Raw genomic sequence first — 22,661 nt, 5'->3', positions numbered from 1 at the left:
GATGAGCCGGTCGCCGGGCCCTTCCCGGGGTGATCCCGGCTGGATAACCTCTGGACATGTCCCCGTCGGTCACTGTTGTCACGGATTCCACCGCTTACCTGCCACAGGAGGAGGTTTCCCGCCTCGGGATCGTCGTGGTGCCGCTCCAGGTGATCGTGGGCGGCAGGCCGTTCGACGACGTCGTGCCGCTTGACGGTGTCGCCCGAGGTGACAGTGCCGCGCGGAGCCGGGGTGGCAGTCGGGCCGACGGCAGGGGCGTGATGGAGGCGCTCGGGGAGCGCGGACCGGTGACCACCTCCAGGCCCGCACCCCGGCGTTTCGCCGACGCCTACGCCGAGGCGGCGGCCCGGGGCGCGACCGGCGTCGTCTCCGTTCACCTGTCGGCGGAGATGTCCGGCACGGTGGAGGCCGCCCGCATCGGGGCCGCGGACTCTCCCGTACCGGTCGAGGTCGTCGACAGCAGATCGATCGCCATGGGGCTCGGTTTCCCCGTCCTCGCCGCCGCGGAGGCCGCCGCCGCGGGGGCGACCCGGACCGAGGTCGCCGACGCCGCCCGCCGGTGCATGGAGTCGGTCCGGAGCTTCTTCTACGTGGACACCCTGGAGTACTTGCGCAGGGGAGGCCGCATCGGCGCGGCGGCGACCCTCCTCGGGTCCGCCCTGATGATGAAACCGCTTCTGCACATCTCCGGCGGTGTGGTCGTCCCCCTGGAGAAGGTCCGCACGGCCGGGCGTGCCATCGCCCGGCTGGAGGATCTCACGGCCGAGGCCGCGGGCGCCGCCCCGGTGCGGGTGGCCGTCCAGCATCTCAGGGCCGAGGCCCGTGCCGAAGCCCTGGCCGCGCGGCTTCCCCGGCGCATTCCCGGCCTCACCCGGGTCACGGTCGTCGAGGTCGGCGCGGTCGTCGGTGCGCACACCGGTCCCGGCATGCTGGGGTTGACCGTCTCGCCGGCGACCTTCTGACGTCCGGGGCTCCCGGCTGCGCGAGGCCGTCTCCGGCGGAGCCCGTTTCCCTTACCCCGCCGCCCCTCTCTCCCGGAGCCCGTGCTTCTCCGGTGCGGCCCCGTCTCCTCGCGGGGAGCCCGTCCTTGCGGGGAGCCCGCCTTTCCGAGGGCCCGTCCTTCCGGGAAGTCCGTCCTTCCGGGGAGCCCGTCCCTCTCCCACGCGGTCCGTTCTCCTTCCCGGGAGCCCGTCCTCCTCCTGTGCGCTCCTTCTCGCCGGCCCGGTTGTCCACAGCCGCGCCACGGGCCGGCGTGTTATCCCCAGAACCGGGTTCGGGGCAGAGCTGCCCGATGATGGAGACCTAACGTCCTGGGGGTGCGGACCACAGGCCAGACCACTGAGCGGTTACGAGCCGAGTCGCGGCTCCGGATCCTCATGGGGCACGACCGTTTCTCCGTCATGTCGTCCCCGCGTCTTCCGGCGCATCCTTCCCCGGCCGATCCGCTGGAGTTCCCGGCTGATCCGACGGGGGATGACACCGTCCGTCCCGGTCCCGGTTCTGAGACCGGCCCTGGTCCCGGCTCCGGCTCCGGTCCCGGCTACGGTTCCGACTCCGGCCGTGGTGCCGGTTCGGGGGCCGCTCGCCTGAGCCGCCCCGGCGGCATCCGGCCAGACGGCACGCTGCCCCCGCTTCACGTCGTCCGTCCGGCCGGGCCGGGGTTCGAGCCCCGCGACCACCGGCCAAGCGTCCGCGATACCGGATCCAGCCCGGACCGGGAAGAAAATTCGACGGGCCCGTCTCCCGTCATGTGGCCGGACGGCTTGCGGGAGGCCCCCTGGCCGGCCGCGGGCATGCGTTCCACGCCGATGCCCCCGTCGTTCGAGAAGCTTCGCGGGGTCGTGACCGGCCAGGGCGGGCTGCGCGCGGTCATGGCCGACCACGATGGTGCGCTCGTACCCGGCCGCCCCGGGCTGCGCATCCTCATGATCGTCGCGGTCGTCGCCATCGTCGCCGGAGGGGCCTACGCCTGGTGGGCCCAACCGCAGCCCGAGCCCCTGACCCCGCCCGCGCCGCTCTCCGGGCCACCGCTTCCGGCGCCGCTCACCACGCCGGGAGCCCACCCTTCGTCCGCCGCCGAGCTGACCGTTCACGTCACCGGCAAGGTCCGCCGCCCCGGGGTGATCACGTTGCCCGGCGGGTCCCGGGTGGCCGACGCGGTTCGGAAGGCCGGAGGGCTCCGCGGCAGGGCCGCCGCGGCATCCCTCAACCTGGCGCGCAGGCTCGTCGACGGTGAGCAGATCGTCGTCGGAGCCCCCGGGGGCGGCGGGGCCTCCGGTCTTCAGGGTGCTCCCGGCCCCCTCGACCCCGGCCTCACCGGGGCATCCGTCCCTACGGACCCCGCCGGGGTCATCGACCTGAACACCGCCACTGTGGAGCAGTTGGAGCGGTTACCCGGGGTCGGCGAGGTGCTCGCCCGCCGTATCGCCGAATACCGCGAGGCCCACGGCGGTTTCCGAACGGTGGATCAGCTTCGCGACGTCAGCGGCATAGGTGATCGCAAGTATGCCGAGATGCGGGAGAAGGTCCGCGTATGAGGTGCCCTCCCATCCGGGAACGGACATCCGGATATGTAAGGCGTGCCCTACAGGCCGCTATGACAGGGGCCCAGGTGTCCGGAACACCGGGCGAAAGCGCTGCCGTGAAAAGGGGCGGGGCCACAGGGGGAGACGGCCCCGGGCCGGAGGGCGGCGGCGTAGGAGGTGGAACCGCAGGAAAGGGCGGAACCGCGCACGCCCTTCATCTGGTGCCACCGGCCGCCGTCTCATGGGTGACCGCCCTCGTGCTGCTCGGTTGCCCGGCCGGTGCTGGAGCCGCCGCCGCGGCGGTCATGGCCGGGGGTGCGCTGGCCGTGGCCGTCACGGTGCCGGCCACCAGGATGAAGGGCCTTCGCACCATGGTGCTCGCGGTGCTGGTGTGCGCGGCGGCGGTCGCGGGGTCGGTGGCCTTCCGGGTTTACGCCGTCACCACCGGGCCGGTGTCCGAACTCGCGGAGAGACGGGCCTCCGCCATGGCCGAGGTCGTGGTGACCGACGACCCCCGGGAGGTGACGAGGAAGAGCGGGCCGATACGCCGGGAGAGCTTCGTGGTCCCCGCACGGGTCGAGTCCGTCGAGACACCGGCGGGCCGGGTGACGCTCCGCGTCCCGGTTGTGCTGTTCGTCTCCGGAGGGGAATGGCGCCCCTTGCTCCCCAGCCAGCGGATCGCGGTCAGCGGGCGCTTCGCTCCGGCCGACCCCGGAGAACTGGTCGCCGGGGTGGTGCTCGTCCGGGGCGCCCCGAGGGTCCTGAGCGGGCCCTCGTGGGAACAACGCGCGGCCGAGGCTCTCAGGTCCGGGCTGAGAGAGGCCGCCGGGGTGCTGCCGCCGGCACAGCGCGGGCTGCTTCCCGGCCTGGTGGTCGGAGACGTGTCCCGTATGGACGATCAGGTCAAAGCCGATTTCAAGGACGCCGGGCTCACTCACCTGCTCGCGGTCTCCGGCGCGAACCTGGCGATAGTGGCCGGGGCTGCGGTCGCGCTGGGCAGGGCGGCAGGGCTGCCTCTCGCGGCGCGCGCGGTGCTGGCCGTCGCCGCCATGGTGGCCTTCGCGGTCGTCGCGCGTCCCTCGCCCAGTGTGCTCAGGGCACTCCTGATGGGCGGTGTCGCCGCCGTCGCGCTCGGCACAGGCCGTCGGCGTGACGGTGTCGCGGCCCTGTCGGTGACGGTCCTGGGGTTGATCCTCTTCGTCCCCGGCCTCGCCCGGTCGTACGCATTCGCCCTGTCGATGTTCGCGACGGCGGGAATCCTGGTTCTCGCCCCTCGCTGGCGCGACCGGCTCTCGGCCCGCATGCCGCGATGGCTGGCCGAGGCGATCGCCGTCGCGGCGGCGGCGCAGGGAACCGTCACCCCGGTTCTGGTCCTCATGTCAGGACAGCTGGCACCGGTGGCGGTCCCGGCCAACCTGCTGGCCGGTCCGGCGGTCGCACCCGCCACCCTGCTCGGATTCGCGGCGGCACTGGTCGCGCCCCTGCACATGGGGCTCGCCGAGTCGCTGGTCCGCCCAGCAGGGCTGGCCACCGGATGGATCGTCACGGTCGCCGAGTACGCCGCCCGGTTCTCGCTCGGCACCCTTCCCTGGCCGGGCGGCGTCACCGGCCTCGTGCTGCTGGTCGCCGCGTTCCCGGTTGCGCTGCTCGTGCTGCGGCACAGGTGGTCACGCCGGATCACCCTGGCCCTCCTCGCCGGCGCCGTCGCCGCCGCGACGGTGGCCGTGCCTCTCGTGGTCCGCTGGCCGCCTCCCGGATGGCTGCTGGTGGCGTGCGACGTCGGTCAGGGAGACGCCTTGCTGGTCGCCGCCGGCCCCCGGCGGGCCGTGGTGGTGGACACCGGGCCCGACCCGGTGCTCATGGACCGGTGCCTGCGCTCCACGGGGATCGAGGAGGTGCCGCTGATCGTTCTCACCCATCCGCATCTCGATCACGTCGGAGGGCTCGCCGGGGTCTTCCGGAGGCGCCGGGTGGGGGCGGTGGTGGTGACCCCGCATGGCGCCGATGGGCGGGAGAACGCGGCGTTGAACGCGGACCTCACCCGCCGCCGCGTCGTCGCGTGGGCGGCACGCCCCGGTACGAGCTGGCGGTTCGGTCCCTCCGAGCTCACGATCATCGCTCCGGGGCCCGAGGCGTCCCCGCCGGGGGCGGGGGAGGGGTCGGCCGCCAACAACGCCAGTGTCGTGGTGTACGCGAGGTGGGCGGCCGGAGCCGCGCTGCTCAGCGGTGACATCGAGACCGAGGCCCAGGAGGAGTTGGTCCGACGCGGGCTGCCGCCCGCTGCGATCCTCAAGGTGCCCCATCACGGCTCCGGGCGGCATGATCCAGCTTTCTTCGCCGCGGTCGGCGCCCGCGCGGCGCTGATCAGCGTGGGCGCCGACAACGGGTACGGCCATCCCGCCTCCTCGACTCTGGCCCTGCTTCACCGGCTCGGTGTCCGCGTCCACCGGACGGACCTGTCAGGCGATCTCGCGGTGGTGGCTCATGCCGGATCGCTGGCGGTCGTCTCCCGAGGCCGCCGAGGCTCGAAGTGAGACCGCCGAGGTCAAGTGACGGATGGATATGGGCGAAGGGGAGCGAAGCGGACGGTGGTGACGGGGGGGACGGCGGACGGGGTGCCGATGACGGGCTCACCGAGGTCAGATCCCGGTGCCACGATGGCCGGGGCGTAGTGCTCCCGTCCTGTGGCATACTTACCGTACGTCGTACGGTAGCTAGTACGTGCAATGCGTCTGATCTCACAGACGTGATCGGCCTGACGGCAGGTGCATCGGCGAGATGTCGTCCACGAAGGAGCGAAGAATGACGGAAACGCAGGGGTCCCCGTTCGGCAGCGGTTCTTTCACCCCCACCGCGGAGGATCTGGCGAGCGTCGAGGCGTGGTTCGCCGAATACGACGCCCACAGTGCGAAGGTCGACGTCGAGCGCATGGCCGACATGGCGATGTTTCCGCTCAACGTGGTGACGGACAGCCCCGGAGGAGACGGTCTGGCCGCGCAGTGGACGCGTGAGCAGTTCATGCGCACGATGGCGCAGGCTATGGGCGGCGCTGAGACCGGCGACGGCGAAACCGGCAGGGGTGAGACCGGGGGCGGCGAAACCGGCAGGGGTGAGACCGGGGGCGGCGAAACCGGCGGTGGTGAGACCAGGGAGAGCGAAACCGGTGGCGGTGAGACCGGTGGAATGGAGATGACGTCGACGCGTACACCGCACTTCCTGACCGGGAATCTGGTCGTCGTCGTCACGGACGCCACGGTGACGATGAACGGTCAGACGTACGACATGCGTTACGCCGACCTGCTCGTGAAATCCGGTGGCCGGTGGGTCTTCCAGACCATGGTGCAGGGAGGCTGGGCCCACGTCTGGAACGCGGCGCCACAAGAAGCCTGAACAAGGACCGCGGGGTGGGCCTCATCGCCACATGAGCGAAGGGGCCGGCCTGCGTCGCGCGAGCGCCGGTGACATGGACCGTAGCGGGACGCCGAGACCGTAACCGGACGCCGATGTCGTGCGCCACGGATGCGGCCATGTGCCGCGGACGTGGCCTGTGCCACAGGTGTGGTCATGCGGCGCCGGTGCTGCTTCGGGGGCCGGTGCCGAGGTGCCGATGGGGCGTGGTGGATGCTCGCGGGGCTGATGTCTGCGGTGTGGGTGGTGTGATCTTCACCGCAGGTGTGGTCATGCGGCGCCGGTGTCGCGGGGCACCGGCGCGGTGCGATGTCGTCGTGTGCCGTGATCCCCGGATGCCGGGGCGGCGGGACTCAGACTCCGGTCGTGGCCGGACGGCGGAACTCGGTGTCCACGTCGGCGGCGTAGACCGAACGGCTGCAGCGCGCGCAGCGGTACACGATCGGGCCCTCGTCAAGAGACGTCCCGCAGCGGGGACAGGCGTGGCGGCAGATCACGGACTTCGTCATTCTTGATACCTCCTCTACTGAGGAAAGGGTGCCCCGCCGCACCTGCAATCGGATTGCGAACGGCTTGACGGTTGGGCCCCTGCCGCCGAGACGTGGCATGCTGCTCGACATGGCGGCAACCGACCTGGCACCCGTGACCCTGATCCTCGGTGACGAGGAGCTGCTGGCCGACCGCGCGGTGAGTGAGGTGGTCGCCGTGGTCAAGGCCGCCGATCCTGCTGCCGAGGTGCACGACCTGCCGGGAGCCAAGGTGGAGGCGGGAGAGCTGACCCGGATGACGTCGCCCTCGCTGTTCGGCGACAGGTCGGTGGTGGTCATCCGTTCGGCCCAGGACCTCGGAAAGGACGTCATCGCCGAGGTCGTCTCATACTCGGCGCGTCCGGCCGAGGAGACCGTCCTGGTCCTCGTCCATCCCGGAGGGGTCAAGGGCAAGGCCCTCGTCGACGGGGTGAAGAAGGCCGGTGCGCGCGTCGTCCCCGTGGCCAAGCTGACCAAGCCGGCCGAGCGGCTCGCCTTCATCAAGGCTGAGCTGAGGCGGGCCGGGCGCACCATCGGGGCCGAGGCCGCCGAGGCGCTCCTCGACGCGGTGGGAAACGACCTGCGGGAGCTCGCAGCAGCCTGTAGCCAGCTTGCCTTCGACACTCCGGGCAAGGCCATCGACGAGGCCGCCGTCGCCCGATACCACCGGGGCCGGGCCGAGGTCAGTGGTTTCACCGTGGCAGACTCGGCCGTGGAAGGGCGCCTCGGTGATGCCCTGGAGCAGTTGCGCTGGGCCCTCGCCACCGGAACGGCACCCGTCCTGCTGGTGAGCGCGGTCGCCGGGGGCCTGCGTTCGCTGGCGAAGGTGGGCGGCGCGCCGCGTAACCTGCGGGGCGCCCAGCTCGCAAGTCATCTGGGCATGCCGCCCTGGAAGATCGAGCGTGTCCGGCGGCAGCTGAACGGCTGGGGGCCGGAGGGGCTGGCCCGCGCGCTCCAGGCCGCCGCGACCGCCGACCAGCAGGTGAAGGGCGGCGGCGCCGACCCCGCCTACGCGCTGGAGCACATGATCCAGACCGTGGTCGCGAACCGCACCGGAAGTTAGGTCGTAGGGGCTTGGCGGTCGCACCGGGAGTTAGGTCGTAGGGGCTTGGCGGTCGCACCGGGAGTTAGGTCGTAGGGGCCTGGCGGTCGCACCGGGAGTGCGCTCGACCGGCGTCGTGCCCACGCCCCGCACGCAGGTCATGGCTCCGCGCGTGGTCATCCCATGGCATGGCGTGATCCGCCGCCATGCTCGTTCATCTCATGGCATGGTGTGGTCCGCCGCCATGCGGGGTGACACGCCGGATCCCGGAGTCATCGGCTCCGCGTCGTCTCATGTCCGACGGGAGATCTCCGGGCGTCGATCGTCCGGGCGGACCGGACGCGTGCGGGGCCTGAGCACCGGCGGCGCCGGAAGCTGGCCGAGAACGGTCGCGGTGAGCGCCAGGGCGAACCCGGTGAGCTGGAGCGGGCTGAGCGCCTGCCCGAGGGCCAGCCAGCCGAGCAGCGCCGCGGTGAGCGGGCTGAGGGCCCCGAGCAGGGAGACCCGGAGGGCGGGCAGCCGGGCGACGCCGCGGAACCACAGGGTGTAGGCGACGGCCGTGCCGACGAGTCCCAGCCACAGGTAACCGCCGACGGCGGCTCCGTCCAGCGTGGACGGCATGCCCTCGACGACGAAGGTCAGCGGGGCGATCAGCAGACCACCCGCGGTGAGCTGCCAGCCGGTGAGGGCCAGGTCGCTCACCCCGTCGGGCTTGCCCCACATGCGGGTGAGGACGAGTCCTGCGGCCATGCCGGCCGCACCGAGAAGACCCGCGGCGACGCCGACGGCGTCGAGGGCGGCGTCGGCTCTGAGCACCACGAGGCAGACGCCGGCCGTGGCTGCGATCCCGGCCAGCACACGATGAACAGGGACGTTCTCACGGAGCGCGGCGCGGGTGAGCGCGGCGACGATGAGCGGCTGGAGGGCGCCGAGCACCGCGGCGACGCCGCCGGGTAGCCGGTAGGCGGACAGGAAGAGCAGGGGGAAGAACATGCCGATGTTCAGCGTCCCCAGTACGGCGGCCCGCCACCACCAGCCGCCCCCGGGGAGCGTCCGGGTCACCGCGACCAGAAGCAGCCCGGCCGGTAGCGCCCGGACCAGGGCGGTGAACAGTGGACGGCCGGGAGGCAGGAACTCCGTGGTCACGGCATAGGTAGTGCCCCACACCGCCGGGGCCAGGGCGGTGACGGCCACGAGGCGCGGGGTGGACATGAGGGCTCCTTCAATAGCTCAACACAAAGTAACTTACCATCGAGATATTTAGCGTCAAGCTATAGTGTGGGCATGACGGAGGACCCGGTCGACCGGATCGTGCAGCAGTGGCAGCGGGAACGACCGGATCTGGAGCCATCCCCGATGGGGATCTTCGGGCGGATCTACCGCATAGCCCGTCTCATGGGCGACCGGATGGAGGCGGTCTACGGGTCCTACGGCATCGGCCGTGGCGAGTTCGACGTCCTCGCCACACTCCGCCGAGCCGGTGAGCCGTACACGCTGTCCCCGGGCGCGATGACCGCCACGCTCATGCTGACCTCAGGCGGTATGACAGGGCGGCTGGACCGGCTGGAACGGGCGGGGCTGATCGCCCGCAGCCCCGATCCCGATGATCGCCGAGCGTTGCGCGTCAGCCTGACCTCCGAGGGGCTGCGGCTCATCGACGAGGCCGTGGCCGCAGGGCTGGGTCCACAGCATGAGACGCTGGCGGTGCTCTCGCCGGAGAGGCGGGAACTCCTGGCCGGCTTGCTCAGGGACGTGCTCGGAGAGCTTGAGCGGCCTCGGGGCGGCGCGGCCCGGTGAGGACCTGCCGGCGTGGTATCCCCGCGGAAGGACGCCGGAGCGAGCGGCGGGGAAAGCAGGCGGAGTAGCCGACGGGCAAGACTGCCGGAATGAGCGGCAGACGAAGCGGCCACTCCGACGGGCAAGACTGCCGGAATGAGCGGCGGGCGAAGCGGCCACTCCGACGGACAAGGCCGCCGGGGTGGCCGACCGGCAACCGGAGTGGCCGACCGGCAAGCGGGGTGGCGGCTGTCGGGCAGAGCGGCCGGGGTGGTCGACCGGTAACCGGAGTGGTCGGCGGCTGGAGCGACCGGAGTGGTGGCTGTCGGGCAAGGCGGGCGGGCGAAGCAGGCGGGGAAAACGCCTGGGAAAAGCAAGAACGCCGCACCCTCAGAGGGTGCGGCGTCCGCAGAACCCGGACTACTTGGCGACCGACAGGGCGGCCACGCGCTGGGCGATCGCCGACTTGCGGTTGGCGGCCTGGTTCTTGTGGATGACGCCCTTGCTGGCGGCCTTGTCGAGCTGGCGGGCGGCGGCGCGCTGGAGCACCAGGGCCTCGTCGACGTTGCCCTGCTCGGCGGCCTCGCGGAACTTGCGGATGGCCGTCTTGAGGGAGGACTTGACAGCCTTGTTACGCAGCCGGGCCTTCTCGTTCTGCCGGTTGCGCTTGATCTGGGACTTGATGTTCGCCACGAAGAAGCCTCGGTGAATGTCGTCGGATGGGGCGCGCGGGCAGAGAGGGCGCGCCACACGCAGTTGACTAGGCTACCAACTGCCCGAGTCGTCGCTCAAATCGACGAGCCGCGCAGAGGGATGCTCGACAACTGTACCCTGCGCTCCCTGTGACGTGAGCCGTATTCATGGCTTGAACCAGAATTCCCGATACTCGTCCCAGTCCTCCTCGGTGGCCGCGAAGTCGACGTAGAGCGCCAGGCCGAACCGCTCGCGCTGCCTTCCGTACGCGGTCAGCGCCAGCCTGGCGCCGCGGGCCGCGTCCTTGACGCTCTCCGCCTCGTCCCCCCATCCGACGTCGTGGTCGTGATAGGCCGGGGCGCCGATGAGCAGCGTCTTCTGCTCGGGGACGAGATCGAGCGCGAGCGTGCCCTGCCGCACGACGTAGCCGCCGTACATGGCGGGGAACGGCAGGTAGGAGTCGTAGGTCATGATCGCCACCTGGTCGGTCAGGCTCGCCACCTGGCGGAAGTAGTCGGGCGACCAGTACTTGTCGTGACCGATGACGGCGCGGGCGACGGGGCGGGTGAGCGGGAACGGCTCGATCTGCGGGGTGGAGGTGGACAGCAGGCCGTCGCCCACGACCGCGCGGGTCTTCGCCAGCAGGTCGAGGAAGTCGGTGTCGCCGTCGCCGATCGGCTCGAAGTTGTAGTGGACGCCGTCGAAGCCGAGCGCCATGATCGCGCGGGCGCCGTCCAGCACCCGCTGCCGGGAGGCCGGGTCGTCGAGGTCCAGGACCCCGTCGACCTTCTGCCCGAGCCAGGCCGACACCCTCACCTCGGGCAGCTCCGCGCGCCACCACTTCAGGAAGTCGGCCGCCTTCGGATGATTGGCGGCCGGCAGTGCCCCGTCGGAGTCGAACGGGCCCGAATGGAGGTACACGTCCCTGACGCCCGTCTTGCGGAGTCGCTCCGCGAGTTTCCGTACGTCCTTCTCGGTGCGGCGGCCGTCCACCCACGCGTGGCCGAGCCACAGGGCGTCGTGACCGGTGGTCTTCGCCCAGGAAGCCGGTGTCCCGGTAAACTGCAGGGTGAGGGTGGCCACGGCCACTCCGGGAAGGGCGATGAGCAGGGCCGCCACCATCGCGAGAAAACGCAGGCCACGTCGTGCTCTGGTCCGGGCAATCACCTGGACATGTCACCATGGAAGACGGCTGGTATGCCAGCCATAGATCGTCATTCATCCCGTCGAAACGGACACCGGTGCGCATTCAGCCTGGCCAGACCGATCCCGCGGTGATCCGCAACTTCTGCATCATCGCGCATATCGACCACGGAAAGTCGACCCTCGCCGACCGCATGTTGCAGATCACCGGTGTGGTCGACGACCGCTCCATGCGTGCCCAGTATCTCGACCGGATGGACATCGAGCGCGAGCGCGGCATCACCATCAAGTCGCAGGCGGTCCGGCTGCCGTGGAAGGTCGGCGACACCGAGTACGTCCTCAACATGATCGACACGCCCGGCCACGTCGACTTCACCTACGAGGTCTCCCGGTCGCTGCAGGCGTGCGAGGGTGCGATCCTGCTCGTCGACGCCGCGCAGGGCATCGAGGCGCAGACCCTGGCCAACCTCTACCTGGCCATGAACGCCGACATGACGATCATTCCGGTCCTCAACAAGATCGACCTTCCCGCGGCCCAGCCGGAGAAGTACGCCGCGGAGATCGCGCACCTCATCGGCTGCGAGCCGGAGGACGTGCTGAAGGTCTCCGGCAAGACCGGTGTGGGCGTCCGCGAGCTGCTGGACCACGTGGTCGCCAGCGTCCCAGCGCCGGTCGGCGACGCCGAGGCGCCCGCCCGCGCGCTGATCTTCGACTCGGTGTACGACACCTACCGCGGTGTGATCACCTACGTCCGGGTCGTCGACGGCCACCTGGGCAGGCGCGAGCGCATCCTGATGATGTCCACCACCGCGGCCCACGAGACGCTGGAGATCGGCGTCATCTCGCCGGAGCCGAAGATCGCCGACAGGGGGCTGGGCGTCGGCGAGGTGGGTTACCTGATCACCGGCGTGAAGGACGTCCGCCAGTCGCGGGTCGGCGACACGGTGACCTCCGTCGCGCGACCGGCGGCAGAGGCCCTCGGCGGCTACGAGCACCCCAAGCCGATGGTCTTCTCCGGCCTCTACCCGATCGACGGCGACGACTACCCCGAGCTCCGCGAGGCCCTGGACAAGCTCCAGCTCAACGACGCCGCCCTGGTCTACGAGCCGGAGACCTCCGCGGCGCTGGGCTTCGGCTTCCGCTGCGGCTTCCTCGGCCTGCTCCACATGGAGATCGTGCGTGAGCGCCTGGAGCGGGAGTTCAACCTCTCGCTCATCTCCACCGCGCCCAACGTGGTCTACCGGGTGATCATGGAGGACGGCAAGGAGGTCACGGTCACCAACCCGTCGGAGTTCCCCACCGGCAAGGTGGACAAGGTCTTCGAGCCGGTGGTGAAGTCGACCGTGCTGGTCCCGTCCGAGTTCATCGGGGCGATCATGGAGCTCTGCCAGAACCGCCGCGGCAACCTCCAGGGCATGGACTACCTGTCCGAGGACCGCGTCGAGATCCGCTACACCATGCCGCTCGGCGAGATCATCTTCGACTTCTTCGACCAGCTCAAGTCCCGCACCCGGGGCTACGCCTCGCTCGACTACGAGCCCTTCGGCGAGCAGGAGTCCGAGCTGGTCAAGGTCGACATCCTGCTCCAGGGCGAGGCCGTCGACGCCTTCAGCGCCATCGTCCACAAGGACAAGGCGTACGCCTACGGCGTCGAGATGGCCAAGAAGCTGCGCGAGCTCATCCCGAGGCAGCAGTTCGAGGTGCCGATCCAGGCCGCCATCGGCGCCCGGGTCATCGCCCGGGAGAACATCCGCGCCATCCGCAAGGACGTCCTCGCCAAGTGCTACGGCGGTGACATCTCCCGTAAGCGCAAGCTGCTGGAGAAGCAGAAGGAGGGCAAGAAGCGGATGAAGATGGTCGGCCGTGTCGAGGTGCCGCAGGAGGCGTTCGTCGCGGCGCTGTCCACCGAGTCCTCCGCCGACAAGGCCAAGAAGTAGCCGGCGCGCGAACGTGCGTGCGGGGCCGCGGATCCGGGATCCGCGGCCCCGCGGTGTGAGCGGTCGGCTCAGCGCAGGACGCCGTAGAGCGCCGAGGTGAGCGAGGCTTTGGCGTCGTCCTGGTCGACGGACCACAGCATGGAGCCGCCGAGCCCCTTCAGCCGGATGTACGCGGCCTTCTGGACCAGCGAGGCCGGGTCGTCGTAGGACCAGAACTCGTTGCCGTCGTAGAGCCAGAGGGAGCCGGTGCGCAGGTCGCGGTAGCGCTTGCCGGGCTTCTTCGCGAGGACCTCGTAGTCTTCGCTGCCGGGGGCGTGGGTGCCCGGCGCGGGACCGGTGGCGGTTCCGTACAGGCCGTTCCTGCCGCCGGTGACACCGGTCCAGCCCTGCCCGTACGCCGGGACGCCGACCACGAGCTTCCTGGCCGGGGCGCCGCGTGCCAGGTAGTCGCGGACGGTCTGGTCCACGCTGTACTTCACCGGGTTGGGGTCGTGCCGGTCGGTGAACAGGTTGCCGTTGTGGCCGGTGACGGTCTCCCACGTACCGTGCAGGTCGTAGCCCTGGATGGTGGCGAAGGTGAGCTGCCTGAACACGTCGCGGACCTCGAAGCCCGCGTCGATCTTCGCCGCCGCGGCCGGCAGGAAGGCGGTCAGTTCGGTGCGCCGGTCGAACTCGTTCATCTGACGGCGCAGTTCGGTGACGAACAGGGTGAAGTTGCGCTTGTCCTCGGGCCGGATGACGTTGCCCTCGGCGCCGGCCGAGCCCGGCCATTCCCAGTCGAGGTCGATGCCGTCGAAGACGCCCGCGCCGGTGCCGGGTGCGGTGCCGGGCAGGTTGCCCCGAAGCCACAGGTCGATGCAGGAGGTGGCCAGCCTGGCACGTCCCTCGGGGGTGAGCACCGCGTCGGAGAAGTACTTCGAGCCGGTCCAGCCGCCGAGCGAGATCAGCACCTTGAGTCCGGGGTGCTTGGCCTTGAGCTTTCTCAGCTGGTTCAGGTTGCCGTTCAGCGCCTGTCCCTCGGCGTCCGCGACGCCGTCGACGCTCTGCTCGGCGGGCACCGGGCGCTGCCAGTCGGCCCACGCGTCGGCGGAGACGCAGTCGCCCGCGGCGTCCACGAAGCCGAAGGCGTAGTTGATGTGGGTGACCTTGCCGGCGGCGCCGCTGGTGTCCATGTCCTTGACGTGGTAGTCGCGGGCGTAGACGCCCCACTGGATGAAGTAGGCGACCCGTTTGAAACGGTCGCCGTGGCCGGAGGCGGCCTGGGCGGGGGCGGGGGCGGACAGCGCCGCGAGACCTGTGGCGAGGGTCACCGCGATCACATGACGGAGGAGTCTCTGCACGGGCTTCTCCACTGCTCGGGATAGCAACTTATAGGAAAGTTTCCTGTAAGTTTTCCCGGATCGTAGACCTGGCCGATCGGGGCGTCAACGGTCCGCGACGTTCCGGCGGACGGCCTCCCGAGCGCCGGCTCCCGGCGTACCGGGCATCACCGCGAGAGCGGCAGACTTGGGGACGTGCCATCCACACTTCCCGACGGGGACCCCGTACCGGCCTCGGGCGAGCTTCCGGCGAGCGCGCTCGAAGGGCTCGGCGGACGTCCCTTCGGCTTCTACGTCCACGTCCCCTTCTGCGTGACCCGCTGCGGCTACTGCGATTTCAACACCTACACGGCCGCCGAGCTGGGACCCGGCGCGTCGCGGAAGGACTACGCGGACACCGCGATCGACGAGGTGCGGCGGGCGCGGGCCAACCTCGGGGAGGCGGACCTGCCGGTCGAGACCGTGTTCTTCGGCGGCGGCACCCCGACCCTGCTGCCCGCTGCGGACCTGGTCCGGATCCTGGACGCGATCGGCGAGGAGTTCGGGCTCGCCCCGGGGGCGGAGGTGACCACCGAGGCCAACCCCGAGTCGGTCGATCCCGCCTACCTGGCCGAGCTGCGCGCCGGCGGGTTCAACCGGGTGAGCTTCGGCATGCAGAGTGCCCGCGAGCACGTGCTGCGGGTGCTCGACCGCCGGCACACTCCCGGTCGTCCGGCGCGGGCCGTCCGGGAGGCCAGGGACGCGGGGTTCGACCACGTCAACCTCGACCTGATCTACAGCACGCCGGGGGAGAGCGACGACGACTGGCGTGCCTCGCTGTCCGCCGCGATCGAGGCGGGGCCCGACCACGTGTCGGCGTACTCGCTCATCGTGGAGGAGGGCACCGCGCTGGCGGCCAGGGTCAGGCGGGGCGAGCTCGCCATGCCCGACGACGACGTGGCCGCCGACCGCTATCTCATCGCCGACGCGATGCTGGCCGAGGCGGGATTCGAGTGGTACGAGGTCTCGAACTGGGCGACCTCGGAGGCCGGGCGCTGCCGGCACAACCTGCTCTACTGGACCGGTGGCGACTGGTGGGGGGTCGGCCCCGGAGCCCACAGCCACGTCGGCGGCACCCGCTGGTGGAACGTCAAGCACCCCGCGGCGTACGCCCGGCGCCTGGCCGCCGGGGTCTCGCCCGCGCACGCGCGTGAGGTGCTGACCCCGCAGGACAGGGCGGTGGAACGGCTGATGCTGGAGCTGCGGCTCGTCCGGGGCTTCCCGGTGCGGGATCTCGAACGGCCCCCGGTGGTCGCCCGCGCGCTGGCCGACGGCCTGCTGGAGACCGAGGCGTTCAAGGACGGCCGCGCGGTGCTCACGCTACGCGGCCGGCTACTGGCCGACGCCCTGATCCGCGACCTCACCTGACGCCCGCCGGCGCCCGTGAGGCCGACGCCCGGGATCAGCTGACGAAACGGATGTTCATCGGATAGCGGTACCTGTCTCCCCGGTTGGCCGCCACCGCGGCCATGACCGTGAAGACGAGCGACCCGATCCAGACGAGGGGGAACAGCAGGAAGCCGATGAGCAGGAACGCGAGGAACATCGAGACGAAGTAGGCGATCATCAGTGTGATCTGGAAGTTCAGCGCCTCGGCCGCCTGGTCGCGCACGTAGGGGGAGTCGTCCTTCCTCATGAGGTAGATCACCAGCGGTCCGAGGAAGGAGGTCAGCAGGCCCAGCAGGTGGGCGATCATCGCCATGGTGGTGTCATCGCTGCCGGGCCGGGGGCCGTACCCTCCGGCGGGCGCCTGCTGGCCGTAGCCGTAGCCGTAGCTCGCCGGCTGGGCGTACGGGTCGGGCTGCGGGTATCCGGACTGGTAGGCACCGTAACCGCCCGCGTCGTAGGAGGGCTGGGCATCGTAGCCCTGGTTCGCCTGGGGGTAGCCCTGGCCCGGCTGGGTGTGGCCCTGGAACCCCTGGCCCGGTTGGGTGTAGCCCTGATTCTGCTGGGTGTGGCCCTGGCCCGGCTGCCCGTAATCCTGGAACCCCTGGTTCGGCTGGGTGTGGCCCGGCCCGGCGGGGTGCCCGGGATCCTGGACCGGTCCGCCGTAGCCGTAGCCGTAGCTCTGGCCGGGCTGGGTGTGACCGGACTGGGGGTGGCCGAACTGGGTGTGGCCGGGCGACGGCTCGCCGGCGCGGCGTGCCTGGTCGTCCGCCGGTGAGGTTTCGGGATGCTCGCTCATGGCCCCTCCTGGGGGGTTAAGGAATCAATGATCTTCATCGGGAGCCGTCACGAAGTCGATCAGCTCTTCGACCGGGCCGAGGAGTTCCGGCTCCAGGTCGGCATATGTCGTGACTGCTCCAAGAATGCTGCGCCATGCGTCGCCAGGTTCGGCGTCCCAGCCCAGGGCGGCGATGACACCCTCTTTCCAGGGTATGCCGCGCGGCACCGACGGCCAGGCCGCGATGCCGAGCGTACGGGGCTTGACCGCCTGCCACACGTCCACGAAGGGATGCCCGACGACCAGCACGTGGGGTGAGGAGACCCGGGCGGCGATCCTGCTCTCCTTCGAGCCGGGCACCAGGTGGTCGACGAGCACGCCCAGGCGCCGGCCCGGCCCGGGGCCGAACTCCTCGACGATCGAGGGCAGGTGGTCGACGCCTTCCAGATACTCCACGACCACCCCCTCGACCCGCAGGTCGTGACCCCAGACCTTCTCCACGAGCGCGGCGTCGTGCACGCCCTCCACGTAGATCCGGCTCTCCTGGGCGACCCGCGCGCGCAGGCCCTCCACCGCGATGGAACCCGAGGCGCTGCGCCGCGGCGCGCGCGGCGCGGCGGCCGGCCGCACGAGTGTGACCACTTTGCCCTCCAGGAGGAACGCGGCGGGCTCCAGCGGGAACACCCGCCGGCGCCCGAACCGGTCCTCCAGGGTGACGGCCTCCTTGTCGCACGCCACCACGGCGCCGCAGAAGCCGCCGTCGGCATCCTCGACCACCAGGTCGAGCTCCGCGGGAACCTGAGGGATCTTCCCTTTCAGGGGACGCCGCCAGTCTCCCGCCAGAACGTCACGCTCGTACATCACCGACCGCCCACCGTCTCGTACCAGGGATCATGTGGACGGTAGCAAAGGCGACCGTCAGCTACCGTACGGACGGGTCTGCCCCCACGGTCCCGCCGAGTGGGCGGGGGCCGCCGCGGCGGCCTGGCGCTTGCGTGCGCGGCTCCGCTTGACCAGTACGACGATCGTCACGACGATCGCCAGCAGGATGCCCACCAGGGGGATGCCGAACCCGGCGACGACGCCCGCCACCGCACCGGTCACGAACTCCCGGCCCACACCGAACTTGGTGGTGTCCGCCTGGTCCGCGACGCAACGGACCTGGTAGTCGCCCGCCTTGTCGATCCCGATCCGCAGCCCCTGCTCCCAGACGACGCCGTTGAGCGTCACGGTCTGCGTGCCGACCGACTTCTCCAGCCGGGGCTTGTCGGCCTCGCTGGCGCCCTGGAGCGAGCACTCGTACTTGGTCGGGGCGGAGGTGGATATGTAGATCGCGGGCTTGTTCGCGGGGTCGAGCGAGACCGTCACGGTCTCGCCGGAGGCGAAGGACTCGGTGGGGGCGGCGTCGGCGACCGCCTTGACGAGGCCGACGCCGCCGCCGACGATGGCGACGATCCCGATGATGACGCTGACGATCGCGAGGAACCAGGCGCCGAAGATCCAACCGAGGCTGGGCTTGACCTTCGTCGCGGCGGGCGTTCCCTGCGGAGTTCCATAGTTGGGCGGGGGGTATCCGCCGTAGGACGGGCCGCTCGAGTACTGCTGACCGTACGGCTGCTGAGGGGCGCCGTAACCAGGACCACCCGGGGTGCCACCCGGGAAAGATCCATAATTATTAGACATACACCAATGGTGACGTGTGGTACTTGGATCGCGATAGCAGTTGACTTGCCAACGACTTGGCCCGGTCGTCCACACCTCCTGCTTATCGCGCCTTCCGGGCGGGGGCCGTACACTTGGCACTCGGGAACACAGAGTGCCAGGCCTCGTGTTTCCCCTTCGGACGCAGGCAGGAGGTGACCACGTTGGTCGACGACCGGAAGCTCGCCGTGCTGCGCGCCATCGTCGAGGACTACGTGTCCACCAACGAACCGGTGGGGTCCAAGGCTCTCACGGAGCGGCACAACCTGGGCGTGTCGCCGGCGACCATCCGCAACGACATGGCGGTGCTGGAGGAGCAGGGCTACATCGCCCAGCCCCACACCAGCGCGGGCCGGGTGCCCACCGACAAGGGCTACCGGCTCTTCGTCGACAGGCTCTCACAGGTGAAGCCGCTGTCGAGCGCCGAGCGGAGGGCCATCGAGAGCTTCCTCGCCGGCGCGGTGGACATCGACGACGTCGTCACGCGCACGGTGCGGTTGCTGGCCCAGCTCACCCGGCAGGTCGCGGTGGTGCAGTACCCCACGATGAGCAACTCGACGGTACGGCACGTCGAGCTGGTGCCGCTGAGCGAGCGCCGGCTGATGTTCGTGCTCATCACCAACACCGGCCGGGTCGAGCAGCGCGTGATCGAACTGCCCGACGCCGTGGACGACAACCGCGTCGCCCACCTGCGGGCGGTGCTCAACGCGTCGCTCGACGGCTGCGGGCTCACCAGCGTTCCCGACAGGGTCGCCGACCTGCCCGGCCGCCTGCCCCCCGAAGACCGGCCGCTGGCGACCACGATCCTCTCGGTGTTGCTGGAGTCACTGGTGGAGCGGCGCGACGAGAAAATCGTCTTCGCCGGGGCGGCCAACCTCGCCGGAGGCGACTTCACCGTCGGGCTCCGCGAGGTCCTGGAGGCACTGGAGGAGCAGGTCGTGCTCATGCGGCTGCTCGACGAGACCGCCGGCCAGTCGTCGGTGACGGTGCGGATCGGCTCGGAGAACCCCTACACCGGGCTCCGGGGCACGTCCATCGTCGCCGCCGGGTACGGTTCGGGGGACAAGCAACTGGCCCGGCTCGGTGTGCTGGGTCCGACGCGAATGGATTATCCGGTCACGATGGGCGCGGTGCGCGCGGTGGCACGCTACGTCAGCCAGATCCTGGCTGCATCCTAAGAGGTCAACGAAAAGTGGCTAAGAGCGACTACTACGGCACCCTCGGGGTGCGCCGCGACGCCAGTCCGGAAGAGATCAAGAAGGCGTACCGCCGCCTGGCGCGCGAACTGCATCCCGACGTCAACCCCGACCCCGAGACGCAGGAGCGCTTCAAGGAGATCACGCAGGCCTACGAGGTCCTGTCCGACTCCGGCAAGCGCCAGATGTACGACATGGGGGCCGACCCCTTCTCCCCGGGCGGCGGCGCCGGCGGGTTCGGAGCGGGTTTCCCGTTCAGCGACATCATGGACGCCTTCTTCGGCGCCGCGGGTGCCGGCGGAGGCCGCGGCCCGCGCTCCCGGGCCCGTCGTGGCCGCAACGCCACCATCAGGGTCGAGCTCGACCTGAACGAGACGGCCTTCGGCACCACGCGTGAGCTGGTCGTCGACACCGCCGTGGTCTGCGAGGTCTGCTCGGGCGCCGGGGCCGCTCCCGGCACCCACCCCGACACCTGTGACATGTGCCACGGCCGCGGCGAGGTCTCGCAGGTCACCCGCTCCTTCCTCGGGCAGGTCATGACCTCCCGGCCGTGCCCCCAGTGCGGCGGCTTCGGGTCGATCATCCGTCACCCCTGCCAGGAGTGCTCCGGCGACGGCCGGGTCCGCACCCGGCGGACGATCAAGGTCCGTATCCCGGCCGGCGTCGAGGACGGCACCCACATTCAGCTCGCGGGCGAGGGCGAGGTCGGCCCGGGGGGCGGCCCTCCCGGCGATCTGTTCCTGGAGATCGTCGAGCGTCCGCACGAGATCTTCGAACGTCGCGGCGACGACCTGCACTGCACCGTGCAGATTCCCATGACCGCGGCGGCCCTCGGCACCACGCTGACCATGGAGACGCTCGACGGCGCCGAGGAGCTGGACATCCGGCCCGGCACGCAGTCGGGGCAGACGATCCCCCTCTACGGCCGGGGCGTGCAGCGTCTCAACGAGACCGGCCGCGGTGACCTGATGATCCACGTCAACGTGGAGACCCCCACCCGCCTCGACGCGGCCCAGGAGGAACTGCTGCGGGAGCTGTCCCGGCTCCGTGGCGAGGAGCGACCGCCCGGCAGGTTCGCCCCCGGCCAGCAGAGCTTCTTCTCCCGGCTGCGGGACGCCTTCAATGGTCGCTGACGGCCTCGCCGGCCCCGGCGGGACCGGCGGCCGATGACGGTCCCGGTCTTCCTGGCCGACCCCGCCGACCTGGCCAGGGCGGAGTTCGCCTTCGGCGGCCCCGAAGGACGTCACGCGGCGGCCGTACGCCGGCTGCGGGCCGGGGAACGGCTCGACCTGACCGACGGGGCCGGCACCGTCGCCGAGTGCGTGGTGCTCGACGCGGGCAGAGACTCGCTCCGGGTCGAGGTGCTGCGCCGCTACGACGTGCCGGTGCCCAGCCCTCGCCTGGTCGTCGTCCAGGGGCTTCCCAAAGGCGACCGGGGGGAGCTGGCGGTGGAGATGATGACCGAGGCCGGGGTCGACGTGATCGTCCCGTGGGCGGCGGCCAGGTGCGTCACCCAGTGGAAGGGCGAACGGGGGGCCAAGTCGCTGGCCCGCTGGCGTTCCACGACACGCGAGGCGGGCAAGCAGTCGCGCCGTTTCCACCTGCCGGAGGTGACCGAGCCCGCCACGACCGCGGCGGTCGCCACGCTGCTGTCGGCGGCGGCGCTCGGCGTCGTCCTGCACGAGGAGGCGTCCGCTCCGCTCTCCACCCTGCCGCTTCCCGTCGGAGGCGACATCGTCGTGGTGGTCGGCCCCGAGGGCGGGGTCAGCGAGGAGGAGATCGCCGCGTTCCGCGCCGCCGAGGCGGTGCCGGCGCTGCTCGGGCCCACGGTGCTGCGCACCTCGACGGCCGGGGTCGCCGCGGCAGCCGTCCTGCAGGCGCGTACGGGGCGTTGGTGAGGCGTACGCCCGGCGGGCCCGGTGGGCCCACCGGGCGGCCGGCCGGAGCCGGCACGGAACACCGCTGACGGCCCGGCGCGCGGCCCGGGCCTAGCCTCCGACCGGGGTCGGGGCGCCGTCCTCGACCGGCAGCGGCGGCGACGAGTCGTCCGGTGACGGGCAGTCGTCGGACGGGCATCCGCTCGGAGAGGGGGTGGTCGGCTCCGTCGGCGTCGGCGCCGGTTCGCCCTCGTCGCACCGCGCGGTGGGCCCGGCCGGTTCGGCGGGCTCGCCCTGCACGGCCGTGGGACAGGGCGTGGGCGTCGGGCTGGGTGTGGGGGTCGCCCTGGGCGTCGTCGGCCTCGGACTCGGCGACGTGCTTCTGGTCGGTGTGGGCGACGGTGTGGCCGACGGCGCGTTCGTGGGCCTGGAGACCGCCGGGAGCGGGGTCGGGGCCGGCGGCGCCGGAGGCCGTGAGGTGGCCGACAGGTCGGGCGGGGTCGACTCGGTGAAGTTGACCTCACCGGTGCTGACCTCGGGGATCACCTGCTCGCGGAGCTGGGGGACCACCATGACGACGGTGGCCGCGACGAGAGCCGCTCCCGCGACGGAGGCCCCGACGCGCCACCACATGAGGTTGCGCAACCCGCGTCGCTCGATGCGGGCGCGAATGATCTCCAGTCCGTCCGGGGAGGGAACGACCGAGTTCGCCTCCGCGTTGAGCGCACGGCGGAGCAGCTCGCCGTACTCATCCGGGGAGTCGGTCATGACAGTTGCTCCAGTGCAGTCCGTAGGGCGGCCATGCCGCGAGCCGTGTGACTCTTGACCGCGCCCTTGCTGATGCCCATGGCGTGGGCGATCTGCGCCTCCGACAGGTCTCCGTAGTAACGCAGGACCAACGCCTCCCGCTGGCGTGTGGGAAGGCCGCGGAGCGCCTCGATCACGGCGGAACGCTCGAACTCGCCGATCGCCCCGTTCTCGGCGCTCGGCGCGTCGGGCATTCCCTTGGGCGCGTACTTCTCAACGACCGCCCGGTGCCGCAGCACCGAACGTGATCGGTTGACGACCGACTGACGCAGGTAGGCCAGTGCCTTGTCGGTGTCACGCAGGCGGCGCCAGGCGCCGTGGATGGCGACGAACGCGTCCTGCACGACCTCCTCCGCGGTTGCCATGTCGCGGACGAGCAGCACAGCGAGACGCACAAGAGACCGGTAGTGCGCGCTGTAGAGCGCGGTAACGGCCATGTCGGCATCCCATCCGACGGGCACCGCCCCGAGCGACCTGTCGGCCACGAGGGTCTCGGTGGTCACATCA

21 protein-coding genes are annotated in these 22,661 nt (G+C 71.0%); 11 read left to right on the top strand and 10 right to left on the bottom strand.

The window, feature by feature from the left end; translation table 11 throughout:
* Positions 1-56: 56 nt before the first annotated feature.
* From F4562_RS08820 to F4562_RS08805, 4 genes are all read left to right on the top strand, one after another.
* The gene (locus F4562_RS08820) at positions 57-962 is read left to right on the top strand and encodes a DegV family protein (protein WP_184542446.1); all 906 of its coding nucleotides are present in this window, start codon (positions 57-59) and stop codon (positions 960-962) included.
* An 831-nt stretch (positions 963-1,793) separates the two neighbouring features.
* Complete coding sequence (locus F4562_RS08815) at positions 1,794-2,537, top strand: ComEA family DNA-binding protein (protein ID WP_184542444.1); 744 nt, start codon at positions 1,794-1,796, stop codon at positions 2,535-2,537.
* Between the two features lie 233 nt (positions 2,538-2,770).
* A complete protein-coding gene (locus F4562_RS08810; protein WP_311734029.1) occupies positions 2,771-5,059 on the top strand; it encodes a ComEC/Rec2 family competence protein in 2,289 nt (762 codons plus the stop codon).
* Positions 5,060-5,327: 268 nt separating this feature from the next.
* Positions 5,328-5,915, top strand: a complete 588-nt coding sequence (locus tag F4562_RS08805; RefSeq protein ID WP_184542440.1) for a nuclear transport factor 2 family protein — start codon at positions 5,328-5,330, stop codon at positions 5,913-5,915.
* A gap of 371 nt (positions 5,916-6,286) precedes the next feature.
* Here the strand turns inward: F4562_RS08805 and F4562_RS08800 are convergent, their stop codons facing one another.
* Positions 6,287-6,442 carry a hypothetical protein gene (locus F4562_RS08800; RefSeq protein WP_184542438.1) on the bottom strand — a complete coding sequence of 52 codons (156 nt, stop codon included), beginning with the start codon at positions 6,440-6,442 and terminating at the stop codon, positions 6,287-6,289.
* A gap of 109 nt (positions 6,443-6,551) precedes the next feature.
* On the opposite strand from F4562_RS08800, the gene holA reads away from it, so the two are divergent.
* A complete protein-coding gene (gene holA / locus F4562_RS08795) occupies positions 6,552-7,523 on the top strand; it encodes a DNA polymerase III subunit delta (protein WP_221207098.1) in 972 nt (323 codons plus the stop codon).
* A gap of 270 nt (positions 7,524-7,793) precedes the next feature.
* Here holA and F4562_RS08790 read toward each other — a convergent pair whose 3' ends face one another.
* Positions 7,794-8,714 (bottom strand): EamA family transporter, encoded by a 921-nt coding sequence (locus tag F4562_RS08790; RefSeq protein WP_184542433.1) that lies wholly within the window; start codon positions 8,712-8,714, stop codon positions 7,794-7,796.
* 72 nt (positions 8,715-8,786) lie between these two features.
* On the opposite strand from F4562_RS08790, the gene F4562_RS08785 reads away from it, so the two are divergent.
* Entirely contained in the window at positions 8,787-9,299 is a 513-nt protein-coding gene (locus F4562_RS08785; RefSeq protein WP_184542431.1) for a MarR family winged helix-turn-helix transcriptional regulator, read from the top strand.
* A 399-nt stretch (positions 9,300-9,698) separates the two neighbouring features.
* Here F4562_RS08785 and rpsT read toward each other — a convergent pair whose 3' ends face one another.
* Both rpsT and F4562_RS08775 read right to left on the bottom strand, forming a co-directional pair.
* Positions 9,699-9,971, bottom strand: a complete 273-nt coding sequence (gene rpsT, locus F4562_RS08780; RefSeq protein WP_184542429.1) for a 30S ribosomal protein S20 — start codon at positions 9,969-9,971, stop codon at positions 9,699-9,701.
* A 165-nt stretch (positions 9,972-10,136) separates the two neighbouring features.
* Positions 10,137-11,138, bottom strand: a complete 1,002-nt coding sequence (locus F4562_RS08775) for a glycoside hydrolase family 18 protein (RefSeq protein ID WP_184542427.1) — start codon at positions 11,136-11,138, stop codon at positions 10,137-10,139.
* 74 nt (positions 11,139-11,212) lie between these two features.
* Between F4562_RS08775 and lepA the strand changes: the two genes are divergently transcribed.
* The gene (gene lepA / locus F4562_RS08770) at positions 11,213-13,051 is read left to right on the top strand and encodes a translation elongation factor 4 (protein ID WP_184542424.1); all 1,839 of its coding nucleotides are present in this window, start codon (positions 11,213-11,215) and stop codon (positions 13,049-13,051) included.
* A 68-nt stretch (positions 13,052-13,119) separates the two neighbouring features.
* On the opposite strand, the gene F4562_RS08765 is transcribed toward lepA, so the two are convergent.
* The gene (locus F4562_RS08765) at positions 13,120-14,391 is read right to left on the bottom strand and encodes a glycoside hydrolase family 18 protein (protein ID WP_184542423.1); all 1,272 of its coding nucleotides are present in this window, start codon (positions 14,389-14,391) and stop codon (positions 13,120-13,122) included.
* A 174-nt stretch (positions 14,392-14,565) separates the two neighbouring features.
* Here F4562_RS08765 and hemW point away from each other — a divergent pair, with 174 nt between their 5' ends.
* Positions 14,566-15,777, top strand: coding sequence for a radical SAM family heme chaperone HemW (hemW, locus tag F4562_RS08760; protein WP_184542421.1), 1,212 nt, complete (start codon positions 14,566-14,568; stop codon positions 15,775-15,777).
* 34 nt (positions 15,778-15,811) lie between these two features.
* Here the strand turns inward: hemW and F4562_RS08755 are convergent, their stop codons facing one another.
* From F4562_RS08755 to F4562_RS08745, 3 genes are read right to left on the bottom strand one after another with little or no spacing between them, the layout of a single operon-like run.
* Positions 15,812-16,594 (bottom strand): DUF4870 domain-containing protein, encoded by a 783-nt coding sequence (locus F4562_RS08755; protein ID WP_184542419.1) that lies wholly within the window; start codon positions 16,592-16,594, stop codon positions 15,812-15,814.
* 24 nt (positions 16,595-16,618) lie between these two features.
* Positions 16,619-17,434: a DUF3097 domain-containing protein gene (locus F4562_RS08750; protein WP_184542417.1), complete on the bottom strand. Its 816-nt coding sequence runs from the start codon at positions 17,432-17,434 to the stop codon at positions 16,619-16,621.
* A 57-nt stretch (positions 17,435-17,491) separates the two neighbouring features.
* The gene (locus F4562_RS08745) at positions 17,492-18,256 is read right to left on the bottom strand and encodes a hypothetical protein (RefSeq protein ID WP_184542415.1); all 765 of its coding nucleotides are present in this window, start codon (positions 18,254-18,256) and stop codon (positions 17,492-17,494) included.
* Between the two features lie 182 nt (positions 18,257-18,438).
* Between F4562_RS08745 and hrcA the strand changes: the two genes are divergently transcribed.
* From hrcA to F4562_RS08730, 3 genes are read left to right on the top strand one after another with little or no spacing between them, the layout of a single operon-like run.
* On the top strand, positions 18,439-19,452 hold the full coding sequence (hrcA, locus tag F4562_RS08740) for a heat-inducible transcriptional repressor HrcA (RefSeq protein ID WP_184542805.1): 1,014 nt from the start codon (positions 18,439-18,441) through the stop codon (positions 19,450-19,452).
* A gap of 14 nt (positions 19,453-19,466) precedes the next feature.
* Positions 19,467-20,603, top strand: coding sequence for a molecular chaperone DnaJ (dnaJ, locus tag F4562_RS08735; RefSeq protein ID WP_184542413.1), 1,137 nt, complete (start codon positions 19,467-19,469; stop codon positions 20,601-20,603).
* Between the two features lie 33 nt (positions 20,604-20,636).
* Positions 20,637-21,368 (top strand): 16S rRNA (uracil(1498)-N(3))-methyltransferase, encoded by a 732-nt coding sequence (locus F4562_RS08730; protein ID WP_184542411.1) that lies wholly within the window; start codon positions 20,637-20,639, stop codon positions 21,366-21,368.
* Between the two features lie 90 nt (positions 21,369-21,458).
* On the opposite strand, the gene F4562_RS08725 is transcribed toward F4562_RS08730, so the two are convergent.
* On the bottom strand, positions 21,459-22,115 hold the full coding sequence (locus F4562_RS08725; RefSeq protein ID WP_184542409.1) for a hypothetical protein: 657 nt from the start codon (positions 22,113-22,115) through the stop codon (positions 21,459-21,461).
* Positions 22,112-22,591: a SigE family RNA polymerase sigma factor gene (locus F4562_RS08720; protein ID WP_184542803.1), complete on the bottom strand. Its 480-nt coding sequence runs from the start codon at positions 22,589-22,591 to the stop codon at positions 22,112-22,114. The genes F4562_RS08725 and F4562_RS08720 overlap by 4 nt, the downstream gene beginning before the upstream one ends.
* Positions 22,592-22,661 lie beyond the last annotated feature (70 nt).

Origin of the sequence: Streptosporangium becharense (genome assembly GCF_014204985.1) — a bacterium.
Taxonomy (GTDB): domain Bacteria; phylum Actinomycetota; class Actinomycetes; order Streptosporangiales; family Streptosporangiaceae; genus Streptosporangium; species Streptosporangium becharense.
The sequence above is the reverse complement of the archived record's forward strand: the minus strand, read 5'-3'. Positions and strand labels throughout refer to the sequence as shown.

Coding starts and splice junctions, on each gene's coding strand:
- F4562_RS08790 (WP_184542433.1), bottom strand. CDS start 8,714: ATGTCCACCCCGCGCCTCGTGGCCGTCACCGCCCTGGCCCCGGCGGTG.
- F4562_RS08805 (WP_184542440.1), top strand. CDS start 5,328: ATGACGGAAACGCAGGGGTCCCCGTTCGGCAGCGGTTCTTTCACCCCC.
- F4562_RS08800 (WP_184542438.1), bottom strand. CDS start 6,442: ATGACGAAGTCCGTGATCTGCCGCCACGCCTGTCCCCGCTGCGGGACG.
- F4562_RS08730 (WP_184542411.1), top strand. CDS start 20,637: ATGACGGTCCCGGTCTTCCTGGCCGACCCCGCCGACCTGGCCAGGGCG.
- F4562_RS08725 (WP_184542409.1), bottom strand. CDS start 22,115: ATGACCGACTCCCCGGATGAGTACGGCGAGCTGCTCCGCCGTGCGCTC.
- F4562_RS08755 (WP_184542419.1), bottom strand. CDS start 16,594: ATGAGCGAGCATCCCGAAACCTCACCGGCGGACGACCAGGCACGCCGC.
- F4562_RS08745 (WP_184542415.1), bottom strand. CDS start 18,256: ATGTCTAATAATTATGGATCTTTCCCGGGTGGCACCCCGGGTGGTCCT.
- F4562_RS08750 (WP_184542417.1), bottom strand. CDS start 17,434: ATGTACGAGCGTGACGTTCTGGCGGGAGACTGGCGGCGTCCCCTGAAA.
- F4562_RS08720 (WP_184542803.1), bottom strand. CDS start 22,591: ATGGCCGTTACCGCGCTCTACAGCGCGCACTACCGGTCTCTTGTGCGT.
- holA (WP_221207098.1), top strand. CDS start 6,552: ATGGCGGCAACCGACCTGGCACCCGTGACCCTGATCCTCGGTGACGAG.
- F4562_RS08820 (WP_184542446.1), top strand. CDS start 57: ATGTCCCCGTCGGTCACTGTTGTCACGGATTCCACCGCTTACCTGCCA.
- F4562_RS08785 (WP_184542431.1), top strand. CDS start 8,787: ATGACGGAGGACCCGGTCGACCGGATCGTGCAGCAGTGGCAGCGGGAA.
- F4562_RS08815 (WP_184542444.1), top strand. CDS start 1,794: ATGCGTTCCACGCCGATGCCCCCGTCGTTCGAGAAGCTTCGCGGGGTC.